Here is a 24,402-nt window from a genome sequence, read left to right as displayed (position 1 = left end):
AAAGGGGGAAATCGCATGGGGACGTTGGCAAGGCGGAACTGGTGCACTGCAAACGGAGGCGCTCCTGCTGCCAACCCGCCGGGCTTCAGCCTGATCGAACTGCTGGCCGTGCTGGCGATCGTGAGCCTGCTGCTGGCGCTGGCCGCGCCCGCTTATCACGGCCATGTCGTGCGCGCCAAGCGGGTGCAGGGGCAGGCGGCCCTGCTGCGCCTGATGCAGCAACAGGAGCGCTATTATTCGCAAAACAATCACTATCTGGCCTTTTCCTCGGCGTCGCCCGCGCCGCAGGCGCAGCAGTTTCCCTGGTGGTCCGGCGAAGGACCGGCTGCCGGCAGCGCGTATGAAATCGAGGCGCTGGCCTGTCCCGGCGCGACTATCGGGCAATGCGTGCTGTTGCGGGCCATGCCGGGCACGGCCAAGGTCGATGCGCAATTCCAGGATACCGATTGCGGCATCCTGTCCCTGAACAGCACGGGCCAGCGCGGCAGCAGCGGCCCAGCCAGCCATTGCTGGCCCTAGGTCATGGTTGCGCTGGCGCGGGCACGAGGCAGCGGGGATTTTCTCTCATGCCGCCTTTCGCCTTCCTGCGGCCGGCCCTGGTTTGCCCGTTCGCGCAAGCAGCCACGCCGGGCGGGGCATACCTTGCTCGAATTGCTGGCGGTGCTGGCGATTGCCGCGCTGCTGGCGGCCGCCGCCATGCCCAGTCTGCAGCAGGTGCTGGCGCGCCAGCAGGTGCGGGCGGCGGCCATGGACTTGTTCTCGGCCATCGAATTGACGCGGGCGCAGGCGATGGCGCGGGGGCAGCGCGTGCTGCTGATGCCGGCCGGACCCGGTGGCATGGATTGGCGCATGGGCTGGCTGGCATTCATCGACCGCAATGCCAACCTGGCGTTCGATGGCGATGACGAATTGCTGTTCCGCCAGGGGCCGCTGCCGGAGGGCATCACGGCCCAGTTCGCGTTTTCGTCGGCCACGGCGCCGTTTTATATCGCCTACAATGGCGCAGGCCGCAGTTGCAGCGCGACCAATAGCCTGGCGGCGCGCTGGGGGACCTTGTCCCTGGCTTTGGGAAAGCAGCTGCGCCATATTAAAATCAATATGCTGGGCAGGGTGCGCGTGTGCGACCCGCAGCAGCAAGCGGCCAATTGCAGCGGCGTGGCCGACAGTTCGTAATCCGACTCATTTAATCCGACTCACCTATCACTCACTATCAAAGAAGCCCGTGGAAATACTCAACGATATCGATGGCATGCGCCTGGCGCTGGAATGGGCGGCGCGCGGTTTGTACACGACCTCGCCCAATCCCCGTATCGGCTGCGTGATCGTCAGGGATGGCCAGGTGATCGGTGCCGGCGTGACGCAGGCGGCCGGGCAGGATCATGCCGAGGTGCAAGCCTTGGCCAACGCGGCGGCGCGTGGCAACGACGTGCGCGGCGCCACGGCCTATGTCACCCTGGAACCGTGCAACCACCATGGCCGCACGCCGCCATGCTCCGATGCGCTCGTGCGCGCGGGGCTGGGCCGCGTCGTGGCCGCCATGACGGATCCGAATCCGCTGGTGGCGGGGCAGGGGCTGGCCAAGCTGGAAGCGGCCGGCATCGCCGTCACGACGGATGTGCTGGCCGACGAGGCGCATGAAATGAATATCGGTTTCTTTTCGCGCATGCAGCGCGGCAAGCCGTGGGTGCGCCTGAAAACGGCGGCCAGCCTGGACGGCATGACGGCCTTGCACAATGGGCAAAGCCAGTGGATCACGGGGCCGGCAGCGCGCGCCGACGGCCACGCCTGGCGCGCGCGCGCCTGCGCCATCCTGACGGGCATCGGCACGGTCAAGGCGGACGACCCGCAACTGAACGTGCGCGCCGTCGAGACGCCGCGCCAGCCGCGCCGCATCGTCGTCGACAGCCGGCTCGACATCAGCCTCGACGCGCGCATCCTGCAGGGCGGCGGCACGTGGATCGTGGCGGCCGTCGCCAATCCGGAGAAACAGGCGCAACTGCAGGCGCTGGGTGCTGAAGTCATCCTGTTGCCGAACGCGGCTGGCAAGGTCGACCTGGCCGCGCTGATGCTGGAACTGGGACGCCGGCAAATCAATGAAGTCCACGTCGAGGCAGGCGCCAAACTGAACGGTTCGCTGATCCGCGAAGGCTGCGTCGACGAGTTGCTGGTCTACCTGGCGCCCACCTTGCTGGGCGATGCGCAAGGCATGTTTGCCTTGCCCGCCTTGACGGATATCAAGCAGCAGCGCACTTTGCAATTTCACCAGGTTCAGCAAGTGGGCGAAGATGTGCGTATCCTTGCAAGATTCGCCCAGCGTACTTAATAGATTTACACTTTTTATAAGGTTAGCTCCATGTTTACAGGAATTGTTGCCGCCATCGGCAAGATTGAAACCGTGCAACCGCTCGACGGCGGCCTTGATGCAGGCGTGCGCCTGAATATCCATGCGGGCGGTTTGCCGCTGGCCGATGTGGCCCTGGGCGATTCGATCGCCATCAATGGCGCCTGCATGACGGTGGTGGAAAAGTCGGACACGGGTTTTGCCATCGATGTCTCGCGTGAAAGCCTCAATTGCACCGTGGGCCTCGATACCACCACGGAAGTGAACCTGGAAAAAGCCCTGACCCTGGCCGAGCGCCTGGGCGGCCACCTGGTGTCCGGCCACGTCGACGGCCTGGGCATCGTGCGCAAGTTCGAAGCCGTGGGCGAATCGTGGGAACTGGTGATCGAAGCGCCGCACGAACTGGCGAAGTACCTGGCCTTCAAGGGTTCCGTGGTCGTCAACGGCGTGTCGCTGACCGTCAACCGCGTGGAAGACCTGGGCGCGGGCGCCGTCAACGGCTGCCGCTTCTCGATCAACCTGATCCCGCACACGATCGCCATGACGACCTTGAAACATTTGACGGTCGATGGCAAGGTCAACCTGGAAATCGACCTGATCGCCCGCTATGTCGAGCGCATGCTGTCGCTGGACAAGGCCGCCGCCTGATATAAGAAATGAACAGGGCAACACAGCCGCCTTGCCAGGCGTGTGTTGCTTTTCTTGCAGACGCGCATACTATGAAGCTTTCCGCAGTGGAGGCTAGCCATGGACCCGATTTCGCGCGCAACCGTGCCCAACACCATCCCGGCCACGTCCCGCGTGGGCGCAACGGCAGCTCTGGCGCCGGCGCAGCTCGTGCCGGCATCTGGCGCGGCGGCTGCCCTTGCAATACTTTCCTCGACGCAGGTAGACATCTCCCCGCTGGGCCAGTTCCTGTCCGGCGTGGCCTTGTCGCGCCGGCAACTGCTGGCCTTGCAGGGCGCCACGGAAGAGGCCAGGGCGGCAAATACCCCCGTGAATGTCAATGACGACTTGCTGGCGCTGGCGCGGCAACTGACGGAATCGTTTGCCCAGCTGCAAACGAGCGGCATCGACGCCAGCCAGCTGGCGACGGCCGGCGACACGCCGGGCAGCCTGGCGCAGCGCTACGATTTATTGTCGGGCGACGGCACGACGGATGCGGCCACGGCGCTGGCGCAGGACGGCAGCTTGCTTACGCAAGCACAACTGGCCCGCATCGGCATCGACTTGCGCAATGAAGATGTCGATGCGGCAACGTTGCAAGCCGCGTATGCGGCCGACAGCAATGCCACCCTGGACGCCTTGCAACAGGGAACGGAGGTGCTGGCGCAAGTGGGCGCCGTGCTGGCCCGGCAGCAGGGCGCGCCGCTGGCGGCCGGTGTCGAAGCGGATTTGACGGGAGAAACACTGCCGTCCGGCGTCGTACAGGCGTGGCAGGCCGCGCTGCAGCCCATCGACGTGGCGCCGCCGCAGACGGCCGCCATTGTGCAGCGGCAACTGGAACTGCAGCAGCAACTGGAAGCGGAAGAACTGAACCTGGACTTGCAGGAACTGCGGCCCCAGCCGCCAGCGCAACAGGCCGACAATGCAGCGGACTTGCTGCAGACGCAGCGGGCCGATAGCCAGCGCGTCGATGCCCAGCGCCTGGATGCCGAACGCATGAATGCCGATCAACAGGCGCAGCAACAGGACGCTGCGCGCGTGGACGAGCTGCGCCAGGGGCAAGTACGGCAGCAGGGCTTGCAACAGCAGACGCAAGCGGCGGCGGACGATGCGGTACGGGCGCAGCTGGCTGCCAGCGACGCGCAGATGACGGCCCAGGCGGCATCCGACCGGGCGCAGTCGCTGGCGCGCGCAGCGCAGGGGCAAGCCGACGCGGGTCTGGCGACGGCGCAAGCCCAGCTGGCCCAGCAAAATGCGCAGGCGCAAGAGCTGGCCGCGCAAGCCGCGGGCATGGCCGTGCCGCCGCCGTCGTCGCAAGACCCGTCCGTGGCGGCGGCCATTGCCGCGTATAACCTGAACAATGCAGCCTTGAATCCCGGCTTGATGAACCGGCCATTGCCGGCCAGCGACTCGCGCCTGCCGCTGGTGGCGCCCGTCGCTGCCGTGGAGCCCGTCAAGCCCGTGACGAAAATCTAGGGCAGCAGGGTGGCGTCCAGCGTGATAGTGGCTTTGAGCAGCTTCGACACGGGGCAGCCGGCCTTTGCCTTGGCCGTCAATTCCTCGAATTGAGCCTGGCTGGCGCCGGGTATTTTCGCTTTCAGGATCAAATGGACGGCCGTGATGGCAAAGCCGTCGTCCACCTTGTCGAGGGTCACTTCGGCCGTCGTTTCCATCTTTTCCGCCGTCAGGCCCGCTTCGCCGAGGATCAGCGACAGGGCCATGGTGAAGCAACCCGCGTGGGCGGCGCCGATCAGTTCCTCGGGATTCGTGCCCGGCTTGCCTTCGAAGCGGCTGGCAAAGCCATAGGGGTATTCCTGCAAGGCGCCGCTGCGCGTGCTGATGGCGCCCTTGCCATCCTTGATGCCGCCTGACCAGATGGCCGATCCGTTGGTTTTCATAGTGCCGCTCCTGTGTGGGGTGTCGCTGCGAATGGGGTGTCAGCGCCGTGGCGGTGACGGGTTGATCTTATGCTCTTTGCAAGGCCGGCGGCGCGCGTCTTGCCGCCGCCGTGTGCGCTGGATCAGGGAATTGGCGCTTTGCGGGGCAGGCGGTGGCATCCGTGCCGCAAAGCTGTCTTATTTCAGGTCTGCAAGCGCTAAATCCTTTAAAATAGCAGGTTATAAGAAAATTCCCGGAAATTCGCGGAAGATTCGCACTCGATGTTTCAGTTCGGTTTCAGTTTTTAGTTTCACTAACAACGCCTGGCAAAATCGACGCGCAGCAGGTTTTGCCAGGCGTCATACGAGGATGAACAATGTCTATATCCAGCACCGAAGAGATCGTCGCTGAATTGCGCGCCGGCCGCATGGTGATACTGGTCGATGAAGAAGACCGGGAAAATGAAGGCGATCTGGTGCTTGCCGCCGATTTCGTGACGCCTGAAGCCATCAATTTCATGATCACGCATGCGCGTGGCCTGGTCTGCCTGACCCTGACGGAAGAGCGTTGCGACGAGCTGAACCTGTCGATGATGACATCGCGCAACGGCACCGCCTACGGCACCAATTTTACCGTGTCCATCGAAGCGGCCGAAGGCGTGACGACAGGCATTTCCGCCGCCGACCGCGCCAAGACCATCCAGGTCGCGGTTGCCAAGGGCACGCAGCCCAGCGATATCGTCCAGCCTGGCCATATCTTCCCGCTGAAAGCGCAAAAAGGCGGCGTGCTGATGCGCGCAGGCCATACGGAAGCCGGTTGCGACCTGACGGCCATGGCCGGCTTGACGCCAGCGTCCGTGATTTGCGAAATCATGAAGGACGACGGCACCATGGCGCGTTTGCCGGACTTGCTGTTGTTTGCCGAGCAACATGGCTTGAAAATCGGCACGATTGCCGACCTGATCCATTACCGCAGCCAGACGGAGTCCCTGGTCGAGCGCGTTGCCGAGCGCACCCTGCACACGGCGCACGGCGAATTCCGTTTGATCGCCTTCCGCGATAAACCGAGCGCGTCGGCCCATTTGGCCCTCGTGCATGGCGACCTGGCGCCCGGCCTGGAAGCGCTGGTGCGCGTGCACCAGCCCGTTTCCCTGTTGGACGTGCTGGAAAGCGAAGCGACTACCCACTCGTGGACGGTGGCCGCCTCGATGGCCGCCATCAAGCAGGCCGAGCGGGGCGTGATGGTCTTGCTGAATTGCGGCGAGACGTCGGGCGAGCTGTTTGCCCAGTTCGCCGCGCTCGATACGCCGCAAGCCAAGCCGAAAGGCCGCGCCGCCAGCATGGACTTGCGCAGCTATGGTATCGGCGCGCAAATCCTGCGCGACTTGGGCGTGAGCAAGATGCAATTGCTGGCCAGCCCCCGCAAGATGCCGTCGATGGTCGGTTTCGACCTGGAAGTAACAGGTTTTCAGTGCCACCCAGGCCAGGATGCCTGACTAAATCTACTGCGCGTCGCGATTTGCGGCCTGTGATGCTCACTGTACCTTCGTACAGTTGCGCTTCTCGACCACAACTCGCTGCCGCTCGCTACGATTTTGTCAGGCGTCGATGTAGAGTAAACGATGGCGACATGTGCATGTCGCCCTGAACCACCAGATTAAAGAGGCATATGATGACCGTAGGAGCATACGAAACTAATTTTGCCGGCGAAGGTTTGCGCGTCGGTATCGTCCAGGCACGATTCAATGAAATCGTCGGTGGTGGCTTGCTGTCGGCATGCCTGGAAGAGTTGAGCAAGCTGGGCGTGGCCGATGAAGATATCCTGCACGTGACCGTGCCGGGCGCCCTGGAAATCCCACTGATTCTGCAAAAAATGGCGGAAACCGAGCAATTCGACGCCCTGATCGCACTGGGCGCCGTGATTCGCGGTGAAACCTACCACTTCGAGCTGGTATCGAACGAATCGGGCGCGGGCATCACGCGCGTCGGTCTCGATTACGGCATCCCCATCGCCAACGCAGTGTTGACGACCGAAAACGACGAGCAAGCGGAAGTGCGCATGCTGGTCAAGGGAGCAGAAGCGGCACGCGTGGCAGTGGAAATGGCCAATCTGGCGCAAGCGCTGGAAGAGTTGCAGGACACCGACGAAGACTAAGCGCGTGTGACAAGAATGCCATGGCTGCGTTGCAAGGCCTCGCCGTACTTTCGTACTGTCTTCGGCCTCGCGCCTTGCCCTGACATCCTTCTCACGCACGCTTGAGCCGCGGCTGCGCTGCCTAAAAGCGCGCCGTAGTGTCTCGCCGGAATTTGTAGTGAACACGTACTTAAGAACAGGTAACAATCATGACTGAGAAAAATTTGCTCGCCAATCCCAGCAAAAACCGCACGCCGCGTCACCGCGCGCGCGAGTTTGCGCTGCAGGGCTTGTACCAGTGGCTGCTGAACAATGAAGACGCGACTACCGTCGTGAACAATATTCGCGCCGCGCATGGTTTCGACAAGGCCGATGGCGATCATTTCACGGTGTTGCTGTACGGCGCCATCAAGGATTCGCTGGCGCTGCGCGAAAGCATGGCACCCTTGATCGACCGCAATATCGCGGAACTGTCGCCCATCGAACACGGCATCCTGCTGATCGGCGCTTTCGAGCTGAAGAACAACATGGAAATCCCGTACCGCGTCGTCATCAACGAAGCGGTTGAGCTGGCCAAGTCGTTTGGCGGTATCGATGGCCACAAGTATGTGAACGGCGTGCTGGATAAATTGGCAGTGAAATTCCGCGAGGAAGAAGTCAACGCCAACAAGCGCAAGTAATATAGAGAGCAGTCCCTGCGGCCAGTGCCGCAGGGCAATAAAAAAGCCACCGGCACTTGCGTGCGGTGGCTTTTTTACTGGGTGCTGCTTTTTGGATGCCCCTGTGAGGGCTTTTAAAGGGTCACAGGCCGGCGATCTCGTTGTGGGGCAGTACTTTGATGGTGATGCCGCTTTCCGCTGCCGGCGCCTTGGCTGGCGCTGGCGTGTTCGATGCCATCACCGGCGTCGTCGTCGGCACGCGCTGGCCGGCCGACACTTGCTTCAGGCGGCGGTATTCGGCCAGCACGCGCGAGCCGTAGCCCGAGTCGGTGGCGAAGTTGGCGGCGCCCACGTAGGTTTTGAGGCCCGCTTCGACGGAACCGCCACGCGTGACGTAATCCTTCAGGATCAGCGAGCCGACGCGGATGTTGGCGACCGGGTTCAGCGCCGCTTGCACGCCGCCCATTTCCTGGAAGCGCTCGTGGTGCACTTTCGACATGACTTGCATCAAGCCTTGCGCGCCGACGGGGCTTTCCGCGAACGGGTTCAAGCCCGATTCGATGGCCATCACGGCCAGGATCAGCAGCGGGTCCAGCTTGATTTCACGGGCCGTCAGGTACGCCGTCGAGACGAGCATATTGGTCGCGTCGTTGGCCACGCGGTAGCGCTTGGAGAGCCAGTTGGTAACCCATTGCTGCTGCTTTTGCGTGCCCAGCAAGGCTTTTTCTTCCTTGGTCAGCGGGGTATCGCTGGCGGCGGCCGTCTGCACGGAAGCAGGTGCTTCCATCAGTGCGGACAGGGCCGGTGCTTCAACGGCTTGCGCCTCTGCCATCGGCAGCGGGAACAGGCTGTGCGTCAGTTGCTTGCCCAGGTCAGGGCGGAACATCAGCAGGGCGATCAGTGCCAGGGCGGAAATGCCGAAGACTGTCAGTGTGTGTTGTGCCGTGGTCAAAACGCCACGTGCCGAAATGGCCTGTGCGCGGGCGCGCAAACGCGCCAACGCTGGCTGGCCAGCCACGGTTGAAGCAGGCAATGCTGCTTCAGTGCTACGATGAGTCATAGAGTTCCCCGAAATGTCGCGTCAACAGGCAGTCCCTCCGCGGTCTCGCGGTGTTGTGGGTACTGCCAATGCCGTGCATCAGAAATATCATCGTTTCCGCCGCGTATGGATGCGTGCGAGAAACGCCGTCATTGCTTGCTTGAGCTGATCGGTCCCGTTTTTGGTATTGGATCAGTCGCAATACAACTTTTACCGGGGGTAAGGCAGACGCCTTTTGAAAACACTCCTTAAAATGTCATGTGGAGCCCCGACTCCGTGAATGAAAGAGAAACGCTAAAATCAAGCTCTGGGCCGGCGTGCTCTTTCAAGTTGGGCGAATTGTAGAAGCCGTTTTATATCAAGTCAATACTAACGAATCGTTTCTTTATTACTTTTATGTCTTACTTTTTGACTTGCATTGTGCCAAAAGCCAATAAAATCAATTACTTGGCATAGATCCTTCAGCAACGGCGTCCGACGTCAAAAAAAATTAAAAACACATGAAATATTCAGATTTGCGAGATTTTATTTCTCAACTGCAACAAATGGGTGAACTTAAGCCCATTTCGACCCCCATTTCACCGATTTTGGAGATGACGGAAGTTTGCGACCGCACCTTGCGCGCAGGCGGACCGGCCTTGCTGTTCAATAACCCGACGGGATACGACATGCCGGTGCTGGGCAATCTGTTCGGCACCACGCGCCGCGTGGCGCTGGGCATGGGCGCGGAAGACGTCAGCGAGTTGCGCAAGATCGGCCATGTGCTGGCGCGGCTGAAGGAGCCGGAACCGCCGAAGGATTTCAAGGACTTGCTGGGCCTCGGTTCCCTGGTGAAATCCGTGTGGGACATGTCGCCGAAGGAGTTGCGCGGCGCGAAGTGCCAGGAAATCGTCTGGGAAGGCAACGACGTCGACCTGGCGCGCCTGCCGATCCAGCATTGCTGGCCCGGCGACGTCGCTCCCCTGATCACGTGGGGCCTGGTGATCACCAAGGGCCCCAACAAGAAGCGGCAAAACCTGGGCATTTACCGCCAGCAAGTGCTGGGGCGTAATAAAGTCATCATGCGCTGGCTGGCGCACCGGGGCGGGGCGCTGGACTTCCGCGAGCACGCGATCCAGAGCAAGGGCAAGCCGTATCCGATCGCCGTCGCGCTGGGCGCCGATCCCGCTACTATATTAGGGGCCGTCACGCCGGTGCCGGACAGTCTGTCCGAATACCAGTTCGCCGGCTTGCTGCGCGGCAGCCGCACGGAACTCGTGAAAGCCATCGGCAGCGAGCTGCGCGTGCCAGCTTCCGCCGAAATCGTGCTCGAAGGCCATATCTACCCGGATGAAAACCATCCGAGCGGCTACGAGCACGCGCTTGAAGGGCCGTATGGCGACCACACGGGCTACTATAATGAGCAGGACAGTTTCCCCGTGTTTACCATCGACCGCATCACCATGCGCCGCGACCCGATCTACCACTCCACGTATACAGGCAAACCGCCGGACGAGCCGGCCGTGCTGGGTCTGGCCCTGAATGAAGTGTTCGTGCCCCTGCTGCAAAAGCAGTTCAGCGAAATCACCGACTTCTATCTGCCGCCCGAAGGCTGCAGCTACCGCATGGCCGTGGTGCAGATCAAGAAACAGTACGCGGGCCACGCCAAGCGCGTGATGTTCGGCGTGTGGAGCTTCCTGCGCCAGTTCATGTATACCAAGTTCATCGTCGTGGTCGATGAAGACGTGAATATCCGCGACTGGAAAGAGGTCATCTGGGCCATCACGACGCGGGTCGACCCCATCCGCGACACGACCCTGGTCGACAACACGCCCATCGATTACCTGGACTTCGCCTCGCCGGTCAGCGGCCTGGGCAGCAAGATGGGCATCGATGCGACGAATAAATGGCCGGGTGAAACGACGCGCGAGTGGGGCACGACGATCGCCATGACGCCGGAAGTGAAGGCGAAGGTGGATGGCATCTGGCAAGAGCTGGGCTTGTAATACGCTTAGCCGCTTGCTTGCGGGGAAGGGCGGTTTGTGCCTCAACTTCCCCATTCCCCGCAGACCGGTTATAATTGTCCCCGGCGGGCCCCTGCGCATCGTGGCATGGCTAACCTGGTCAGGTCGGGAACGAAGCAGCCACGGCTATTAACCATGAGTGCCGCAGATCAGGCTCGCCTCCTTCGGGAATGTTTTATCAGGATCGACAATCAAGCTGCCATGGGCAGCTTTTTTGCTTTTACGGCGCCATTTTCTTGCCGATCCGCAGCATTGCCGGGCTTGCCGTGTTTTCCATATTTCCAGCTGGCCATGTTATACAATTGCTGCTTTGCCGCGTTTGCCATTTTGAATGGCCCGGCCATGAGGCTTGCGCCCGCCGCGCAGGATCACCCGCAAAATCGCATGGTAAAATCTCAGCATGTCCTATCAAGTCCTCGCCCGTAAATACCGCCCCAAGAATTTCGAGACGCTCGTCGGCCAGGAGCACGTCGTGCGCGCGCTCACGCATGCCTTGCACAGCGGCCGATTGCATCACGCCTACCTGTTCACGGGCACGCGCGGCGTCGGCAAGACGACCCTGTCGCGCATCCTGGCCAAGTCGCTCAATTGCATCGGCCCCGATGGCACGGGCGGCATCACGGCCCAGCCGTGCGGCGTGTGCGAAGCGTGCACGGCGATCGACGCGGGACGCTTTGTCGACTATATAGAGATGGATGCGGCGTCGAACCGCGGCGTCGATGAAATGGCGCAGCTGCTCGAGCAAGCCGTGTATGCGCCAAGCAATGCCCGCTTCAAGGTCTATATGATCGATGAGGTGCACATGCTGACGAACCACGCGTTCAATTCCATGCTGAAGACGCTGGAAGAGCCGCCCGAGCACGTCAAGTTCATCCTGGCCACGACGGACCCGCAAAAGATACCCGTGACCGTGCTGTCGCGCTGCCTGCAGTTCAATCTCAAGCAGATGCCGCCCGGCCACATCATCAGCCACCTGGACAATATCCTGGGACAGGAAGGCATCGCCTTCGAACAGCCGGCCTTGCGCCTGCTGGCCCAGGGCGCCCACGGTTCCATGCGCGACGCGCTGTCGCTGACGGACCAGGCCATCGCCTATGCGGCCGGCGAAGTCACGTTAGATGCCGTGCAAGGCATGCTGGGCGCGCTCGACCAGTCGTACCTGGTGCGCCTGCTCGACGCGCTGGCGCAGCAGGATGGTGCCGATTTGCTGGCCGTGGCCGACGAAATGGCGTCGCGCAGCCTGTCGTATAACGGCGCCCTGCAAGATTTGGGCACTTTATTGCACCGCATTGCGCTGGCGCAAACCGTGCCCGCCGCCTTGCCGCAGGATTTGCCAGAATACGCGGATATCGTGCGTCTGGCTGGCGCATTTGACGCGGAAGAAGTGCAGCTGTTTTACCAGATCGCCGTGCATGGCCGCAATGAACTGGGCCTGGCGCCCGATGAATACGCGGGCTTTACCATGACCTTGCTGCGCATGCTGGCCTTTCGGCCCGGCATAGGCGGCGCCGATGGCGTGCCAGCCGCCGCACCAGCGGCCGCTCCGGGCAACCGTCCCGCCGCCGTGGCCGCCGCGCGCGCCGCCGCTGGCGCATCCGCCCCGGCAGCCCGCGCCGCCACGAACAGCGTGGCCAGCCATGCCGCCGTGACCCCGCCCGCCGTCGTGGCCGCCGCTGCCGCCAGCATGGCGCGCAGCGAAGCGCCGCCGCCGCGCGCGGCTGCTCCGGCACCGGCGCCTGTCGCCGCCCCGGCGCCGCCACCAGCGGCTGCTCCTGCCGCAGCCGCCCCGGCAGCATCGGGCGCCCCGATCAGTTCCGCCCGCGCCGCCATCAATGCGGCGCTGGAAGCGGCCCGCGCCGCCTCGAAAGGCCGTCCCGGCAGCGCGCCGTCGGCGCCATCGTCGGCGCCCAAGCCGGCTGCACCCGCGCCGGAGCCGGTCGCCGCGGCGCCAGCCCCGGCCGCACCCGTCCAGGCCGCGCCATCGCCACCGCCCGCCGTCGCGAAAGCGCCTGCGCCGTGGGACGATGCGCCGCCAGTTGCCGTGATGGAAGCACCGGCGGCCGCTGCGGCGCCCGTGCAGCAGGCGCGTCCTGCCGCGCCGCCGCCGGCGCAGCCGGATGACGACTTGCCGCCGTGGGTCACCGAATTTTCCGACGACAGCGCGTCCGCCGCCGTGTCGGCGCCCGCCGCGCCGAGCAGCGAGCAGCCGGCCGTCGTCATGCCGCAGCGTGCCGCCAAGCAAGCCGCGCCCAGCGGGCCGTATGTGATCACGCCCGTGCCGGGCCTGGACTGGGACGGCAACTGGCCGGCCGTCGCCGCCGTGCTGCCCTTGCGCGGCGTGGCCCAGCAGCTGGCCGTGCAGGCCGAGCTGATCGAATGCCTGCACGATGGCCACAGCACCACGTTCCGCCTGCGCGTGCCCATCGACACGTGGCGCAGTCCTGCCAACGTGGAAAAACTGGCGGCCGCGCTCACCGAACGCTTCGGCCGCAAGGTCGCGGTCGACACGGAACTGGGCGCCGTCTGGTACACGGCCAGCGCGGAAGCGCAGGCCCATCGCGAGGCGTGCCAGCTGCAAGCGGAAGCGACCATCGCCAGCGATCCCTTCGTGCTCGACATGAAGCGTGTATTCGACGCTTTTGTTGTGCCGGGAACGATTACCCCTGCACCGGCCGGCTCCGCCGCGCCGACCCTGCATTGATGATTAACACACTCACAAACTGAATTGAACGGAGCATTCTCATGATGAAAAATCAACTGGCTGGCCTGATGAAGCAGGCGCAAGCAATGCAAGACAACATGAAAAAGGCCCAGGAACAACTGGCGCTGGTGGAAGTGGAAGGCCTGTCCGGCGCCGGCCTCGTGAAAATCGTCATGACGTGCAAGAACGACGTCAAGCGCGTGTCCATCGACCCGTCGCTGCTGGCCGACGACAAGGACATGCTGGAAGACCTGGTGGCCGCCGCCTTCAACGACGCCGTGCGCAAGGCGGAAGCGACGTCTGCGGAAAAAATGGCAGGCTTGACTGGCGGCATGAACTTGCCAGCCGGCTTCAAAATGCCATTCTGATGCACTGCCGCATGCGCTCGATCCATGGCGCGGGGCAAGGTTGATCCATGTCCAAGTCGCTTGAATTCCTGACCGAGGCGCTGCGGCGCCTGCCCGGCGTCGGCCCCAAGTCGGCGCAGCGGATGGCATTTCATTTGTTGCAGCACGATAGGGAAGGCGCGGCCATGCTGTCGCGCGCCCTGTTCCAGGCCGTCGATGCCGTGCATCACTGCGGCCTGTGCAACACCTTTACCGAACACGAAGTGTGCGAGACCTGTCTCGACGAAGAGCGCGACAAGCGCTTGCTGTGCGTGGTGGAAACGCCCGCCGACCAGCTGATGATCGAGCAAACGCTCACCTACAAGGGCCTGTATTTCGTCCTCATGGGGAGATTGTCTCCGCTGGACGGCATCGGCCCGAAAGACATCCACCTGGAAAAATTGCTGAACCGCGCCAACGATGGCGTGGTCGGCGAAGTGGTGCTGGCCACCAATTTCACGAATGAAGGCGAAGCGACGGCCCACTACATCAGCGAAATGCTGAAGGCGCGGGGCTTGCGCGTGAGCCGTCTGGCCCGCGGCGTGCCCGTGGGCGGCGAACTGGAATACGTCGACGCGGGCACGATTGCCCGCGCGATGCTCGACCGCAGGGCAACCTGACTACAACATGACAGACGCTTCCGCATCTTCCGGCCCCCTCCAGGGCATCAAAGTCCTGGAACTGGGCACCCTGATCGCGGGGCCGTTCTGCGCCCGCATGCTGGCCGAATTCGGCGCCGACGTGATCAAGATCGAGTCCCCCGATGGCGGCGACCCCATCCGTACCTGGAGAGTGCTGAAAGACGGCACCTCGCTGTGGTGGTCGGTGCAGGCGCGCAACAAGAAAAGTTTAACGCTGAACCTGAAAACGCCCGAGGGCCGCGCCATCGCGCGCCAGCTGGCCCTGGAAGCGGACATCATCATCGAGAATTACCGCCCCGGCGTGCTGGAAAAGTGGGATCTCGGCTACGAGCAGCTCAAGAAAGAGAAACCGTCCCTCATCATGGTGCGCCTGTCCGGCTTTGGCCAGACGGGGCCGATGAAGGACTTGCCCGGTTTCGGCGCCATCGGCGAATCCATGGGCGGCTTGCGCTATGTATCCGGCTTTGCCGACCGTCCGCCCGTGCGCGTGGGCGTGTCCATCGGCGACTCCGTGGCGGCCCTGCACGGCGTGATCGGCGCCATGATGGCTTTGCGCCACCGCGACGTGACGGGTGGCCGGGATGGCGGCGAAGGGCAGATGGTCGACGTGGCCCTGTACGAATCCGTGTTCAACCTGATGGAGTCGCTGGTGCCCGAATACGACCAGGCGGGCGTGGTGCGCGAGCGCACGGGCGGTTCCTTGCCCGGCATCGTGCCCTCGAATACCTACACGACGGGCGACGGCGAAAACATCGTCATCGCAGGCAATGGCGACGCCATCTTCAAGCGTCTGATGCTGGCCATGGGCCGCATCGACATGGCGGGCGACCCGCAACTGGCGCGCAACGACGGCAGGGTGGCGCGCACGCAGGAAATCGACGACGCCATCGGCGCCTGGTGCGCCACGCACACGATAGACAGCGCGCTGGCCGTGTTGAAGGCGGCCGACGTGCCCGCCGGGAAGATTTACTCCGTGCGCGACATGCTGAGCGACCCGCAATTCCTCGCCCGCGACATGTTCGAACAACACCATTTCGCCGACGGCACGCCCGTCAAATTGCCCGCCATCAGCCCGAAACTGTCCGCCACGCCGGGCAAGACGCAGTGGCTGGGGCCCACCCTGGGCCAGCACAACGACGAGGTGCTGGCGTCGCTCGGCTATGATGCGGCCGCCATCGCGCGGCTCAAGACCGATGGCGTGGTGTAAGCCACGCTCCCGCTGACTCCTTTGATACCGATCATGCCTCAATTGTTCCGCAGCGCGCGCACCGCGCTTGCCCTGGCGTCCGCCGCCGTTCTTCTCTCCGCTTGCGCCAGCTTCTCCCACGACGCACCGATCGCGGGCTTGCGCCTGATTGGCGAACAGCGCATCGCCTTGAAATACCCGTTCGAGGGCACGACGGTGGGCGGCCTGTCCGGCATCGATTACGATGCGGCCAATAACAGCTGGGTGATGGAAAGCGATGACCGCTCGGAAATCAATCCGGCCCGCTTCTACCGCGCCGCGCTCGACTACGACAGCCGCGCATTTGCCGGCGTGACCTTCAACAGCGTGCATTTCTTCACGCAGCCCGACGGCAGCCGCTATCCTAACCTGGCCCATGCAAGGCTGGAGCAGGGCGACCAGGTGCCCGACATCGAAACCATCCGCGTCGACCCCCAGGACGGCAGCCTGTGGTACGGCAGCGAAGGCAACCGCAAGGTGGGTTTGCACCCGTTCGTGCGCCACGCCGATAGCGGCGGCCACTACCTGGCCACCTTGCCCACGCCCGCCATGTTCAAGGTGGCGAAGGATGAAACGGGATCGCGCAACAACATGAGCTTTGAAGCGCTGTCGTTTGCCAGCGATGGCAAGAGCCTGTGGCTGGGCATGGAAGCGGCGCTGTACCAGGATGGCCCGCTGGCCACGCCCGATAACGGCTCCGTGGTGCGCATCACGCGCCTGGACCGCGCGGGCACCGTGCTGGGCCAGTACGCGTATCCGATCGAGCCGGTGGCATCGCGGCCTGCGCCAGGGAAGGAAGCGGACAATGGCGTGTCGGAAATCCTCGCCGTCAACGATCACCAGGTGCTGGTGGTGGAGCGGGCCGGCGTGGAACACGCTGACGGCATCTACACGAATCACGTGCGCATCTACGAAATGGATACGCAGGGCGCCACCGATATCCAGGCCATCCCGGCGCTGGCCGGCGCAAGCTACGTGCCGGCGCGCAAACGCCTGCTGCTGGACCTGGAAAAGATCGGTTTGCCGCGGGTCGACAATATCGAAGGCATCAGCTGGGGTCCGCGCCTGGAAAACGGCCGCCGCAGCCTGGTGATGATTTCCGACGATAATTTCAACGCCCAGCAAGTCACGCAAATCCTTGCCTTCGAAGTGCTCTAGTTTCCACGCTGGCCAACTGGCCCCTCTGCCTGGCCAGCATGGCCGTGATCGTGTCGTGCGGCGACGGGTGGCCTAAAAAATATCCCTGCGCCATGTCGCAGCCGTATTCTTCCAGCATCAGCAGCTGCTCGTCCGTTTCCACGCCCTCGGCCACCACCACCATTTTCAAGCCATGCGCCATGGCGATGATGGCGCGTGTGATGGCCGCGTTTTCCGTATCCTGCGGCAAGCCGGCGATAAAACTCTTGTCGATTTTCAAGGCCCGCACGTCGAAGCGTTTCAGGTAATTCATGGACGAATAGCCCGTGCCGAAGTCGTCGATGGACAGGTACACGCCGATGCCGCGCAATTGCTCCAGTGTCACCATGGTGGCGCGCGCATCGTCCATCAACGTTCCCTCCGTCAATTCCAGCTCCAGCAGGCGCGCATCGAGGCCCGTGTCGGCCAGGACCGACAGCACGATCTGCATCAGGTTTTCATCCTTGAATTGCTTGGCCGACAGGTTGACGGCCATGCGGATGGCGCGCCCGCCGTCGCTTTGCCACGCCTTGGCCTGGTTGCACGCCGTGCGCAGTACCCATTCGCCGATGGGCACGATCAACCCCGTCTCTTCGGCCAGCGGGATGAATTCCGTGGGCGAGATGATGCCCCGTTCGGGATGGCGCCAGCGCACCAGCGCTTCCACGCCGACGATCTGCGTGCTGGGCACGTCGATCTGCGGCTGGTACAGCAGGTACAGCTCGTTGTTTTGCAAGGCTTTCCTCAAGCCTACTTCCATCTTGACGTGGCTCATGATTTCCATCGTCAGCGAAGAGCTGTACAGCTTGGCGTTGTTCTTGCCGCAGTTCTTCGCGTGGTACATGGCCGTGTCCGCATATTTGAGCAGCGAATTGCAATCCTCGCCATCTTCCGGATACAGCGAAATGCCGATGCTGGCCGTGACAAAAATCTCGTGTCCTTCGATCATGAAGGGCCGGCGCATGGCTTCCTTGACGCGATGCGCCACGTTGAGCGCGTCTTCTACCCGTTCCAGGTCGGGAATCAGGATCGTGAATTCATCGCCGCCCAGGCGCGCCAGGTTGCTGCCGCCGAAGGTGGTTTCAAACTCGTGTTCGGCGCGCAGCACCAGGTCGCTGGGGCGGATGGTTTCGCGCAGGCGCTCGGACACCACCTTGAGCAAATGGTCGCCCACGTCGTGGCCCAGGGTGTCGTTGATGCGCTTGAACGCGTCTAGGTCCATGAACAGCACGGCGAATTTCTTGTCGTGCTCTTTCGAGCGCAGCAGTTCGCGCTCCAGGGTTTCCAGGAACGCTTGCCGGTTGGGGATGCCCGTCAGGCTGTCGCAATACGCGAGGCGGCGGATCTGTTCTTCCGTGCGCTTGCGTTCGCTGATGTCGCGCACCAGGCCCAGCACCTCGTCGGCCCCCGTCGCCACCAGGCGCGCCTCGAAATGGCGCGTGCTGTCTTCGTGCGTGAGCGTGTAGTCGACCGAGCCGATATGCTGCGTGGCCAGCACGGCGTGCGCCTTGTCGAGCAGGCGCGCGGCGATCTCGGGCGGCAGCACGTCGCGGATATGGCTGCCCACGCAGTCGCTGAGGGAAAATCCCGCGCTGGCGTCGTGGCCCTGTTCGTAGTCGAGATAAAAGCCTTCGCGGTTCAGGCGAAAGAAGGTGTCGGGGATGGCGGCCAGCACGGCGCGGTTGTGCGCGTCGGCGATGCGCAGGCGGGCGATGGCGTCGCTGGCGCGCAGCACGTACAGCACGCGGTGGCCGAGGATGGGCCAGTTGATGGGCTTGGAAATGAAGTCGGTGGCGCCCACCTCGTACGCGCGCGTGACGGCTTCCAGCTCGTCGCCGCCCGTGACCATGATGATGGGCACCGTGCCGCCCACTTCCTGGTGGCGGATTTCGCGGCACACGGCAAAGCCGTCCATGGCCGGCATGTCGACGTCGAGCATGACCAGGTCCGGCCCGCTGTGCTTGTAGCTGGCCAGCGCCTGCACGCCGTCCTCGGCCTCGATCACGTCCAGGCCCACCTGCGTGAGCATTTGCCGCATCAGCAAGCGCATCACGGGATCGTCGTCGGCCACCAGCACCAGGCCGCGGGGAGGGGAGAGGGGCGCTGTCATGTCAGTGTTCCTTCACGAGGATGGCGTTCAGCGATTCGCGTACGGCCAGGAAGGCTTGCTGCATCTGCTGCAGAAGGGGAGCCGCGCCCTCGGTGCTGCCGGCGCGGCCCAGTTTTTCCATTTCCTTGCACAGCTGCGCCAGGCCGTCGGCGCCCACGTTGGCGCTGCCCGACTTGAGGCTGTGCGCCACCTTGCGCAACGCTTCCGCATCCGCTTTCGCGATGGCTTCGCGTATGGCGCCCAGCTGGTGCGGCGTCTCGCCGGTAAACGCGAGGATGACGCGTTCGAGCAGCGCATCGCCATCCGTGCCGGACAGCGCGCGGATGTTTTCCAGCGCCTGCCGGTTCAGCGGCGGGGCCGATGCCGGGGATGCAGGCGCCGGCGGCGTTGCCACGGGCGGCGGCTCGGCAGGCGCCTCCTGCGGCGCTTCGCTGTGGTGCACGGTGGCCGCGCGCGGCAGGGTGATCCAACGGGCGATCGTGTGGCCGAGGTCTTGCTGCGTAAAAGGTTTACTCAGGTAATCGTCCATGCCGGCCGCCAGGCACGCTTCGCGGTCGCCCTGCAGCGCATTGGCCGTGATGGCGACGATGGGCAGCACGCGCGCGTGGCCGCAGTGCTGTTCATGGCGGCGTATTTCCGCCGTGGCGGCAAAGCCATCCATCACGGGCATCTGGCAATCCATCAGGATCAGATCGAAATCCTCGGCTTGCGCCGCCTGCAAGGCTTCTTCGCCGTTGCGCGCGCAGACGACATCGAGGCCCAGGCTGTCGAGCATGGCCAGCGCCACTTCCACGTTGACGGGATTGTCCTCGGCCAGCAGCACGCGGCGGCGCTGGCGCCGGCCCACCTGGCGCGCCGTGTGCGGCGGATGGATGCGCAGGCTGTCGCTGGCGCGCGGCGGCGTGACGATGCAGTCGAACAGGTCGCATTCGCGGGCCGGCTTGATCAGCTGGTAGGCCACGCCCGCCTCGCGCCGCTGCACGGGGTCGGCCGCCGCCTGTTCCGTGCTCAGCAGCAAAAGCTTGAGGTCGGCCAGCAGCGGGTCGCTCTTGATGTTGGCGGCCAGGGCCAGGCCGCTGGTGCGCGGCAATTCCATGTCGAGCAGGGCCACGGCATACGGCGTGCCCGCCTGGGCGGCCGCGCGCAGCTTGCCCAGGCAGTCGCTGGCCGTGCCGGCGCTGTCGCTGACGATGTGCCAGCTGGCCAGTTGCCGCTCCAGCACGGCGCGCGTGGCGGATGTGTGGTCGACGATCAAGGCGCGTAACCCTCGCGTGGTTTTCAGGTTGAAGGACGGGTCGTCGCTGTCGACCCGCCGCTTATCGAAATTTACTTCGAACCAGAAGATCGAGCCTTGCGTTAAAGCATTATCAACGCCGATAGTGCCGCCCATCAGCTCCACCAGCTGTTTCGAGATCGTCAGGCCCAGGCCCGTGCCGCCGTGCTTGCGCGTGGTCGAGCCGTCCGCCTGCGAAAACGATTCGAAGATGCGCGTCTGCGCCTCGTTCGAGACGCCGATGCCCGTGTCGTGCACCTCGAAGCGCAAGCCCACGCTGGGCGCGTCTTCGCTGCACACGGTCACTTTCACCGTGACCTTGCCCGTTTCCGTGAACTTGATGGCGTTGCCCAGCAGGTTGACGATGATCTGGCGCAAACGGTTCGGGTCGCCGCAGATGGCGATCGGGATGTCGTAGGCGATGTCGAATTCCAGGCTGATGTTTTTCGCTTCCGCCTGCGGCGCGAACACGTGTTCTATATCGTCGAGCAATTCGCGGAAATTGAAGCGGATGTATTCGACGCTCAGCTTGCCCGCCTCGATCTTGGAAAAGTCGAGGATGTCGTTGATGATCACCAGCAAATTCTGTCCCGAGCGCTGCACCATGCTCGTGTAGTGGCGCTGTTGCGGACTCAAAGGGCTGGCCAGCAGCAGTTCCGTCATGCCCAGCACGCCATTCATCGGCGTGCGGATTTCATGGCTCATGGTGGCGAGGAAGGCGCTCTTCGCCTGGCTGGCCGCCTCGGCCGCATCCTTGGCCTTTTCCAGCTGCGCCGTGCGCACGCCCACCTGGCGTTCCAGCTGGTCGCGGTAATTGGCCAGGGTGCTGTCGCGGCTGTCGATCTGCGCCAGCATGTCGTTGAAACTGTCGATCAGCACGCCCAGCTCGTCGCTGCGCTGGTGCGCGATGCGGTGGCTGTAGGTCTGGCTGCTCGACACTTTCTGCGCCGTATCGATCAGCTTGGTGATCGGTTCGGCGATCACGCTCTTGAAGCGCCGCGCGAGGAATACGGCGACCAGGAAGGACAGCACGGTGGCGCCGCCGATGGCGCTCACGTGGCGGCCGATGTCGCGCCACATGTGGTTCAGGTCCGCCTCGATCAGCACGGCGCCGATGATCTGTTGCGGCTCGCCGGGCCGGTAGACGGGGCGGTACAGGCGCATGGCGGGCGCCAGGGTCGTGCCCGAGCCTTGCGTGACGGGCTGCACGGCCATGTCGGCCAGCAAGGCCGGGTCCATGTCTTCCGGCGCCGGCAGGCCGTCCGCATGCTGCGGCGCGCGGTACAGGGCGAACAGGCGCCCGCCCTTGTCGAACAGGGCCGCCTGGGCCACCTCGTTGCGCGCGGACAAGGCCGCCAGCACCTGTTCCGCCTGCCCCTGCGCCGATTTTCCCGCCAGCAAAGGCACGGCGCCGGCCGCGCCGATCACGCCCGCCAGCGACAGCAGTTGCTTGCCTTCATCATTTTTGTGGCTGAGCACGGACGTCAGCGCAAACGCCACGAACACCAGCAGCAGCGCGCAGCCCGACGACAGTACCGAGATCATGGTCAGCTTCTGGCTGATGCTGGAGCGTTGGAAATTGAACATGCGTCGCTGCTTCCCCGGTCGCCCGTTGACTGTTATTTAATTCCTATTGGAAAAATATAGACGCGAAGACACACCCTGATATTGATGTGGGTCTAATGGAAGAAAGGGGAGGGGAACTTATAAGAGAGGAAATGAAAAGGGCAGTCTCACAAGACCGCCCTCAAATTATTGCTGAGCAACAACACCTGACTCAGCCGTAGCGAGCGGAAGGGAGAGGTGGCCGAGAAGCGCAACCGTACTTTGTACGGGGCCGCCGAGGCGGTGAGCATCGCAAGCCGCCTATGCCGACGCGCAGTAGGCTGGGTCAGGTGTCCGCTAACAGCAACCGCCACGCTTGCCGGCGCCGCCGTAGCGGGCTTCCTGCCGTTCGCGGAAAAACTCTTCATACGTCATCATCGGCTCGCCGGGATGGGTCACTTCCCGGTGCGCCACGTAGGTGTCGTACTCGGGCAAGCCGCACATGAGCCGCATGCTTTGCCCCAGATACCGTCCAGCCTTGATGATTTCGTCGATCATCATTGCACCGTGGGCATGGCCTGGAACGGCGTTTCCTTGGTGCTCGGGCGGCTGTCGGCGCGCGCCTTCAGGATCGTGCGGATGCCGAAGAACAGCACGCTGACGACGACGATGACGAAGAAGGCGGCCAGGCCGGCGTCCAGGTAATCGTTGAAGATGATCTGTTGCATCTGCGCCACCGACTTGGCCGGTGCGAGCAGGGTGCCTTCATCCAGGGCCGCCGAGTATTTCTTGGCGTGCGCGAGGAAGCCGACGCGCGGGTTGGCGTCGAAGATCTTTTGCCAGCCCGCCGTCAGGGTGCACAGCAGCAGCCAGATGGTCGGCGTGATCGTCACCCATGCATACTGGCCACGTTTCATCTTGAACAGCACGCAAGTGCCGAGGATCAGCGCGATGGCGGCCAGCATCTGGTTGGCGATGCCGAACAGCGGCCACAGGGTGTTGATGCCGCCCAATGGGTCGACCACGCCCTGGTACAGGAAGTAGCCCCAGGCCGCCACGCACAGGCCCGTGGCCAGCAGGTTGGCGATGACGTTTTCCGTCTTTTTCAAGCTTGGGACGAAGCTGCCCAGCAAGTCTTGCAGCATGAAGCGGCCGGCACGCGTGCCCGCATCGACGGCCGTCAGGATGAACAGCGCTTCGAACAGGATGGCGAAGTGGTACCAGAAGGCCATCATGGCCTTGCCGCCGATGGCGCCGGAGAGGATCTGCGCCATGCCGACGGCCAGGGTCGGTGCGCCGCCGGCGCGCGAGATGATGCTGTGCTCGCCAACGTCCTTGGCCGTCTGCGTCAGCATGTCCGGCGTGACATAGAAGCCCCATTGCGAGATCGCCTGTGCGGCGGACTCTGCCGTGGTGCCGATCAGGGCGGCCGGGCTGTTCATGGCGAAATAGATGCCTGGCTCGATGGTCGAGGCGGCCACCAGGGCCATGATGGCAACGAACGATTCCATCAGCATGGCGCCATAGCCGATGAAGCGGGCGTGGCTTTCGTTTTCAATCATCTTCGGCGTGGTGCCCGAGGAAATCAGGGCGTGGAAGCCGGACACGGCGCCGCAAGCGATGGTGATGAACAGGAAGGGGAACAGATTGCCCGACCAGACGGGGCCGGAGCCGTCGATGAACTTGGTCATGGCCGGCATTTTCAGGTAAGGCGCGACGACGATGATGCCGATGGCCAGGCCCAGGATGGTGCCGATTTTCAGGAAAGTCGACAGGTAGTCGCGCGGCGCCAGCAGCAGCCACACGGGCAGCACGGAAGCGATGAAGCCGTAGCCGATCAGCATCCACGTCAATTCCGTGCCCGTGAACGTGAACATCGGACCCAGCACCGCGTGTTCCTGCACGTACTGGCCGCCGATGATGGCCAGCATCAGCAGCACGAAGCCGATGATGGAGATTTCTCCGATGCGGCCCACGCGGATGAAGCGCGAATACACGCCCATGAACAGGGCGATGGGAATCGTCGCCATCACGGTGAAGCTGCCCCATGGGGAGCCCGTCAGCGCCTTGACGACGATCAAGGCCAGCACGGCCAGGATGATGACCATGATCATGAAGCAGCCCAGGAGCGCAATCATGCCGGGAATTTCGCCCAGTTCAGCCTTGATCAGGTCGCCCAGGGAGCGGCCGTCGCGGCGCATGGAAATGAACAGCACGATGAAATCCTGCACGGCGCCCGCAAACACGACGCCCGCCAAGATCCACAGCATGCCGGGCAGATAGCCCATCTGTGCGGCCAGCACGGGGCCGACCAGAGGGCCGGCGCCGGCGATCGCCGCGAAATGGTGGCCGAACAGCACATATTTATTCGTCGGCACGTGGTCGAGGCCATCGTTGTGCTTGAAGGCGGGCGTCATGCGGCGGGCATCGAGGCCCAGCACCTTGTCGGCGATGAACAGGCTGTAGAAACGGTAGGCGATCAGGTAGACGCAGACGGCGGCGATGACGATCCAGATTGCGCTGATCGGTTCGCCGCGTTGCAGGGCGACGACGCCCAGGGACCCGGCGCCTGCCAGCGCAAGCGCTGCCCAGCCGAGCTGTTTGAAAATGCGGTTCATGCTTCCTC

General features: G+C 63.5%; 21 protein-coding genes and 1 other RNA gene. 15 read left to right on the top strand and 7 right to left on the bottom strand.

Features of this window, described 5'->3' with window-relative positions; genetic code table 11:
* Window positions 1-15: 15 nt before the first annotated feature.
* From O3298_RS19980 to O3298_RS19960, 5 genes are all read left to right on the top strand, one after another.
* Window positions 16-519 (top strand): type IV pilin protein, encoded by a 504-nt coding sequence (locus tag O3298_RS19980; RefSeq protein WP_305058092.1) that lies wholly within the window; start codon window positions 16-18, stop codon window positions 517-519.
* A 3-nt stretch (window positions 520-522) separates the two neighbouring features.
* Window positions 523-1,173, top strand: a complete 651-nt coding sequence (locus O3298_RS19975; protein WP_369811615.1) for a GspH/FimT family protein — start codon at window positions 523-525, stop codon at window positions 1,171-1,173.
* A gap of 49 nt (window positions 1,174-1,222) precedes the next feature.
* A complete protein-coding gene (gene ribD, locus O3298_RS19970) occupies window positions 1,223-2,323 on the top strand; it encodes a bifunctional diaminohydroxyphosphoribosylaminopyrimidine deaminase/5-amino-6-(5-phosphoribosylamino)uracil reductase RibD (protein WP_305060339.1) in 1,101 nt (366 codons plus the stop codon).
* 30 nt (window positions 2,324-2,353) lie between these two features.
* Entirely contained in the window at window positions 2,354-2,989 is a 636-nt protein-coding gene (locus O3298_RS19965) for a riboflavin synthase (protein ID WP_305060338.1), read from the top strand.
* Window positions 2,990-3,088: 99 nt separating this feature from the next.
* Window positions 3,089-4,483, top strand: a complete 1,395-nt coding sequence (locus O3298_RS19960; RefSeq protein WP_305060337.1) for a hypothetical protein — start codon at window positions 3,089-3,091, stop codon at window positions 4,481-4,483.
* On the opposite strand, the gene O3298_RS19955 is transcribed toward O3298_RS19960, so the two are convergent.
* A complete protein-coding gene (locus O3298_RS19955) occupies window positions 4,480-4,905 on the bottom strand; it encodes an OsmC family protein (RefSeq protein WP_305060336.1) in 426 nt (141 codons plus the stop codon). The two genes, O3298_RS19960 and O3298_RS19955, sit on opposite strands and share 4 nt — an antisense overlap.
* A 356-nt stretch (window positions 4,906-5,261) precedes the next feature.
* On the opposite strand from O3298_RS19955, the gene ribBA reads away from it, so the two are divergent.
* The 3 genes from ribBA (at window position 5,262) to nusB (ending at window position 7,698) form a co-directional block, all read left to right on the top strand.
* Window positions 5,262-6,380, top strand: coding sequence for a bifunctional 3,4-dihydroxy-2-butanone-4-phosphate synthase/GTP cyclohydrolase II (gene ribBA / locus O3298_RS19950; protein WP_289918956.1), 1,119 nt, complete (start codon window positions 5,262-5,264; stop codon window positions 6,378-6,380).
* Between the two features lie 176 nt (window positions 6,381-6,556).
* Window positions 6,557-7,039 (top strand): 6,7-dimethyl-8-ribityllumazine synthase, encoded by a 483-nt coding sequence (gene ribH, locus O3298_RS19945; RefSeq protein ID WP_034759563.1) that lies wholly within the window; start codon window positions 6,557-6,559, stop codon window positions 7,037-7,039.
* A gap of 188 nt (window positions 7,040-7,227) precedes the next feature.
* A complete protein-coding gene (gene nusB / locus O3298_RS19940; protein WP_034759129.1) occupies window positions 7,228-7,698 on the top strand; it encodes a transcription antitermination factor NusB in 471 nt (156 codons plus the stop codon).
* A gap of 121 nt (window positions 7,699-7,819) precedes the next feature.
* On the opposite strand, the gene O3298_RS19935 is transcribed toward nusB, so the two are convergent.
* Window positions 7,820-8,737, bottom strand: coding sequence for a lytic transglycosylase domain-containing protein (locus tag O3298_RS19935; protein WP_180278601.1), 918 nt, complete (start codon window positions 8,735-8,737; stop codon window positions 7,820-7,822).
* A gap of 479 nt (window positions 8,738-9,216) precedes the next feature.
* Between O3298_RS19935 and ubiD the strand changes: the two genes are divergently transcribed.
* Together ubiD and ffs are read left to right on the top strand one after the other, a co-directional pair.
* Window positions 9,217-10,701 carry a 4-hydroxy-3-polyprenylbenzoate decarboxylase gene (gene ubiD, locus O3298_RS19930; protein ID WP_071650179.1) on the top strand — a complete coding sequence of 495 codons (1,485 nt, stop codon included), beginning with the start codon at window positions 9,217-9,219 and terminating at the stop codon, window positions 10,699-10,701.
* 82 nt (window positions 10,702-10,783) lie between these two features.
* An RNA gene (gene ffs, locus O3298_RS19925) (signal recognition particle sRNA small type) lies at window positions 10,784-10,882 on the top strand.
* 28 nt (window positions 10,883-10,910) lie between these two features.
* On the opposite strand, the gene O3298_RS19920 is transcribed toward ffs, so the two are convergent.
* Window positions 10,911-11,063, bottom strand: coding sequence for a hypothetical protein (locus O3298_RS19920; RefSeq protein ID WP_305060335.1), 153 nt, complete (start codon window positions 11,061-11,063; stop codon window positions 10,911-10,913).
* A gap of 56 nt (window positions 11,064-11,119) precedes the next feature.
* Between O3298_RS19920 and dnaX the strand changes: the two genes are divergently transcribed.
* From dnaX to O3298_RS19895, 5 genes are read left to right on the top strand one after another with little or no spacing between them, the layout of a single operon-like run.
* Complete coding sequence (gene dnaX / locus O3298_RS19915) at window positions 11,120-13,420, top strand: DNA polymerase III subunit gamma/tau (RefSeq protein ID WP_305060334.1); 2,301 nt, start codon at window positions 11,120-11,122, stop codon at window positions 13,418-13,420.
* A 41-nt stretch (window positions 13,421-13,461) separates the two neighbouring features.
* Window positions 13,462-13,788, top strand: coding sequence for a YbaB/EbfC family nucleoid-associated protein (locus O3298_RS19910; protein ID WP_305060333.1), 327 nt, complete (start codon window positions 13,462-13,464; stop codon window positions 13,786-13,788).
* A 47-nt stretch (window positions 13,789-13,835) separates the two neighbouring features.
* A complete protein-coding gene (recR, locus tag O3298_RS19905; RefSeq protein WP_034786598.1) occupies window positions 13,836-14,426 on the top strand; it encodes a recombination mediator RecR in 591 nt (196 codons plus the stop codon).
* A gap of 7 nt (window positions 14,427-14,433) precedes the next feature.
* The gene (locus O3298_RS19900) at window positions 14,434-15,654 is read left to right on the top strand and encodes a CaiB/BaiF CoA-transferase family protein (protein ID WP_305060332.1); all 1,221 of its coding nucleotides are present in this window, start codon (window positions 14,434-14,436) and stop codon (window positions 15,652-15,654) included.
* A gap of 33 nt (window positions 15,655-15,687) precedes the next feature.
* Entirely contained in the window at window positions 15,688-16,830 is a 1,143-nt protein-coding gene (locus O3298_RS19895; protein WP_305060331.1) for an esterase-like activity of phytase family protein, read from the top strand.
* Here O3298_RS19895 and O3298_RS19890 read toward each other — a convergent pair.
* From O3298_RS19890 to O3298_RS19875, 4 genes are all read right to left on the bottom strand, one after another.
* On the bottom strand, window positions 16,799-18,958 hold the full coding sequence (locus tag O3298_RS19890) for a bifunctional diguanylate cyclase/phosphodiesterase (protein WP_099664956.1): 2,160 nt from the start codon (window positions 18,956-18,958) through the stop codon (window positions 16,799-16,801). The two genes, O3298_RS19895 and O3298_RS19890, sit on opposite strands and share 32 nt — an antisense overlap.
* A gap of 1 nt (window position 18,959) precedes the next feature.
* On the bottom strand, window positions 18,960-21,818 hold the full coding sequence (locus O3298_RS19885) for a response regulator (protein WP_305060330.1): 2,859 nt from the start codon (window positions 21,816-21,818) through the stop codon (window positions 18,960-18,962).
* Window positions 21,819-22,133: 315 nt separating this feature from the next.
* On the bottom strand, window positions 22,134-22,334 hold the full coding sequence (locus O3298_RS19880; protein ID WP_010396213.1) for a YbdD/YjiX family protein: 201 nt from the start codon (window positions 22,332-22,334) through the stop codon (window positions 22,134-22,136).
* Window positions 22,334-24,394, bottom strand: a complete 2,061-nt coding sequence (locus tag O3298_RS19875) for a carbon starvation CstA family protein (protein WP_077401358.1) — start codon at window positions 24,392-24,394, stop codon at window positions 22,334-22,336. Before O3298_RS19875 ends, O3298_RS19880 begins: the two co-directional genes overlap by 1 nt.
* Between the last annotated feature and the right edge of the window lie 8 nt (window positions 24,395-24,402).

Source organism: Janthinobacterium sp. SUN137 (genome assembly GCF_030587265.1).
Lineage (GTDB): Bacteria > Pseudomonadota > Gammaproteobacteria > Burkholderiales > Burkholderiaceae_D > Janthinobacterium > Janthinobacterium kumbetense.
This window is presented reverse-complemented; position numbering and strand designations above follow the sequence as displayed.

Bases quoted from the DNA above. Each gene is read 5' to 3' on its own strand.
- O3298_RS19980 (WP_305058092.1), top strand. From the start codon at position 16: ATGGGGACGTTGGCAAGGCGGAACTGGTGCACTGCAAACGGAGGCGCT.
- O3298_RS19975 (WP_369811615.1), top strand. From the start codon at position 523: ATGGTTGCGCTGGCGCGGGCACGAGGCAGCGGGGATTTTCTCTCATGC.
- O3298_RS19965 (WP_305060338.1), top strand. From the start codon at position 2,354: ATGTTTACAGGAATTGTTGCCGCCATCGGCAAGATTGAAACCGTGCAA.
- O3298_RS19960 (WP_305060337.1), top strand. From the start codon at position 3,089: ATGGACCCGATTTCGCGCGCAACCGTGCCCAACACCATCCCGGCCACG.
- O3298_RS19955 (WP_305060336.1), bottom strand. From the start codon at position 4,905: ATGAAAACCAACGGATCGGCCATCTGGTCAGGCGGCATCAAGGATGGC.
- ribBA (WP_289918956.1), top strand. From the start codon at position 5,262: ATGTCTATATCCAGCACCGAAGAGATCGTCGCTGAATTGCGCGCCGGC.
- ribH (WP_034759563.1), top strand. From the start codon at position 6,557: ATGACCGTAGGAGCATACGAAACTAATTTTGCCGGCGAAGGTTTGCGC.
- nusB (WP_034759129.1), top strand. From the start codon at position 7,228: ATGACTGAGAAAAATTTGCTCGCCAATCCCAGCAAAAACCGCACGCCG.
- O3298_RS19935 (WP_180278601.1), bottom strand. From the start codon at position 8,737: ATGACTCATCGTAGCACTGAAGCAGCATTGCCTGCTTCAACCGTGGCT.
- ubiD (WP_071650179.1), top strand. From the start codon at position 9,217: ATGAAATATTCAGATTTGCGAGATTTTATTTCTCAACTGCAACAAATG.
- O3298_RS19920 (WP_305060335.1), bottom strand. From the start codon at position 11,063: ATGGCCGGGCCATTCAAAATGGCAAACGCGGCAAAGCAGCAATTGTAT.
- dnaX (WP_305060334.1), top strand. From the start codon at position 11,120: ATGTCCTATCAAGTCCTCGCCCGTAAATACCGCCCCAAGAATTTCGAG.
- O3298_RS19910 (WP_305060333.1), top strand. From the start codon at position 13,462: ATGATGAAAAATCAACTGGCTGGCCTGATGAAGCAGGCGCAAGCAATG.
- recR (WP_034786598.1), top strand. From the start codon at position 13,836: ATGTCCAAGTCGCTTGAATTCCTGACCGAGGCGCTGCGGCGCCTGCCC.
- O3298_RS19900 (WP_305060332.1), top strand. From the start codon at position 14,434: ATGACAGACGCTTCCGCATCTTCCGGCCCCCTCCAGGGCATCAAAGTC.
- O3298_RS19895 (WP_305060331.1), top strand. From the start codon at position 15,688: ATGCCTCAATTGTTCCGCAGCGCGCGCACCGCGCTTGCCCTGGCGTCC.
- O3298_RS19890 (WP_099664956.1), bottom strand. From the start codon at position 18,958: ATGACAGCGCCCCTCTCCCCTCCCCGCGGCCTGGTGCTGGTGGCCGAC.
- O3298_RS19885 (WP_305060330.1), bottom strand. From the start codon at position 21,818: ATGTTCAATTTCCAACGCTCCAGCATCAGCCAGAAGCTGACCATGATC.
- O3298_RS19880 (WP_010396213.1), bottom strand. From the start codon at position 22,334: ATGATCGACGAAATCATCAAGGCTGGACGGTATCTGGGGCAAAGCATG.
- O3298_RS19875 (WP_077401358.1), bottom strand. From the start codon at position 24,394: ATGAACCGCATTTTCAAACAGCTCGGCTGGGCAGCGCTTGCGCTGGCA.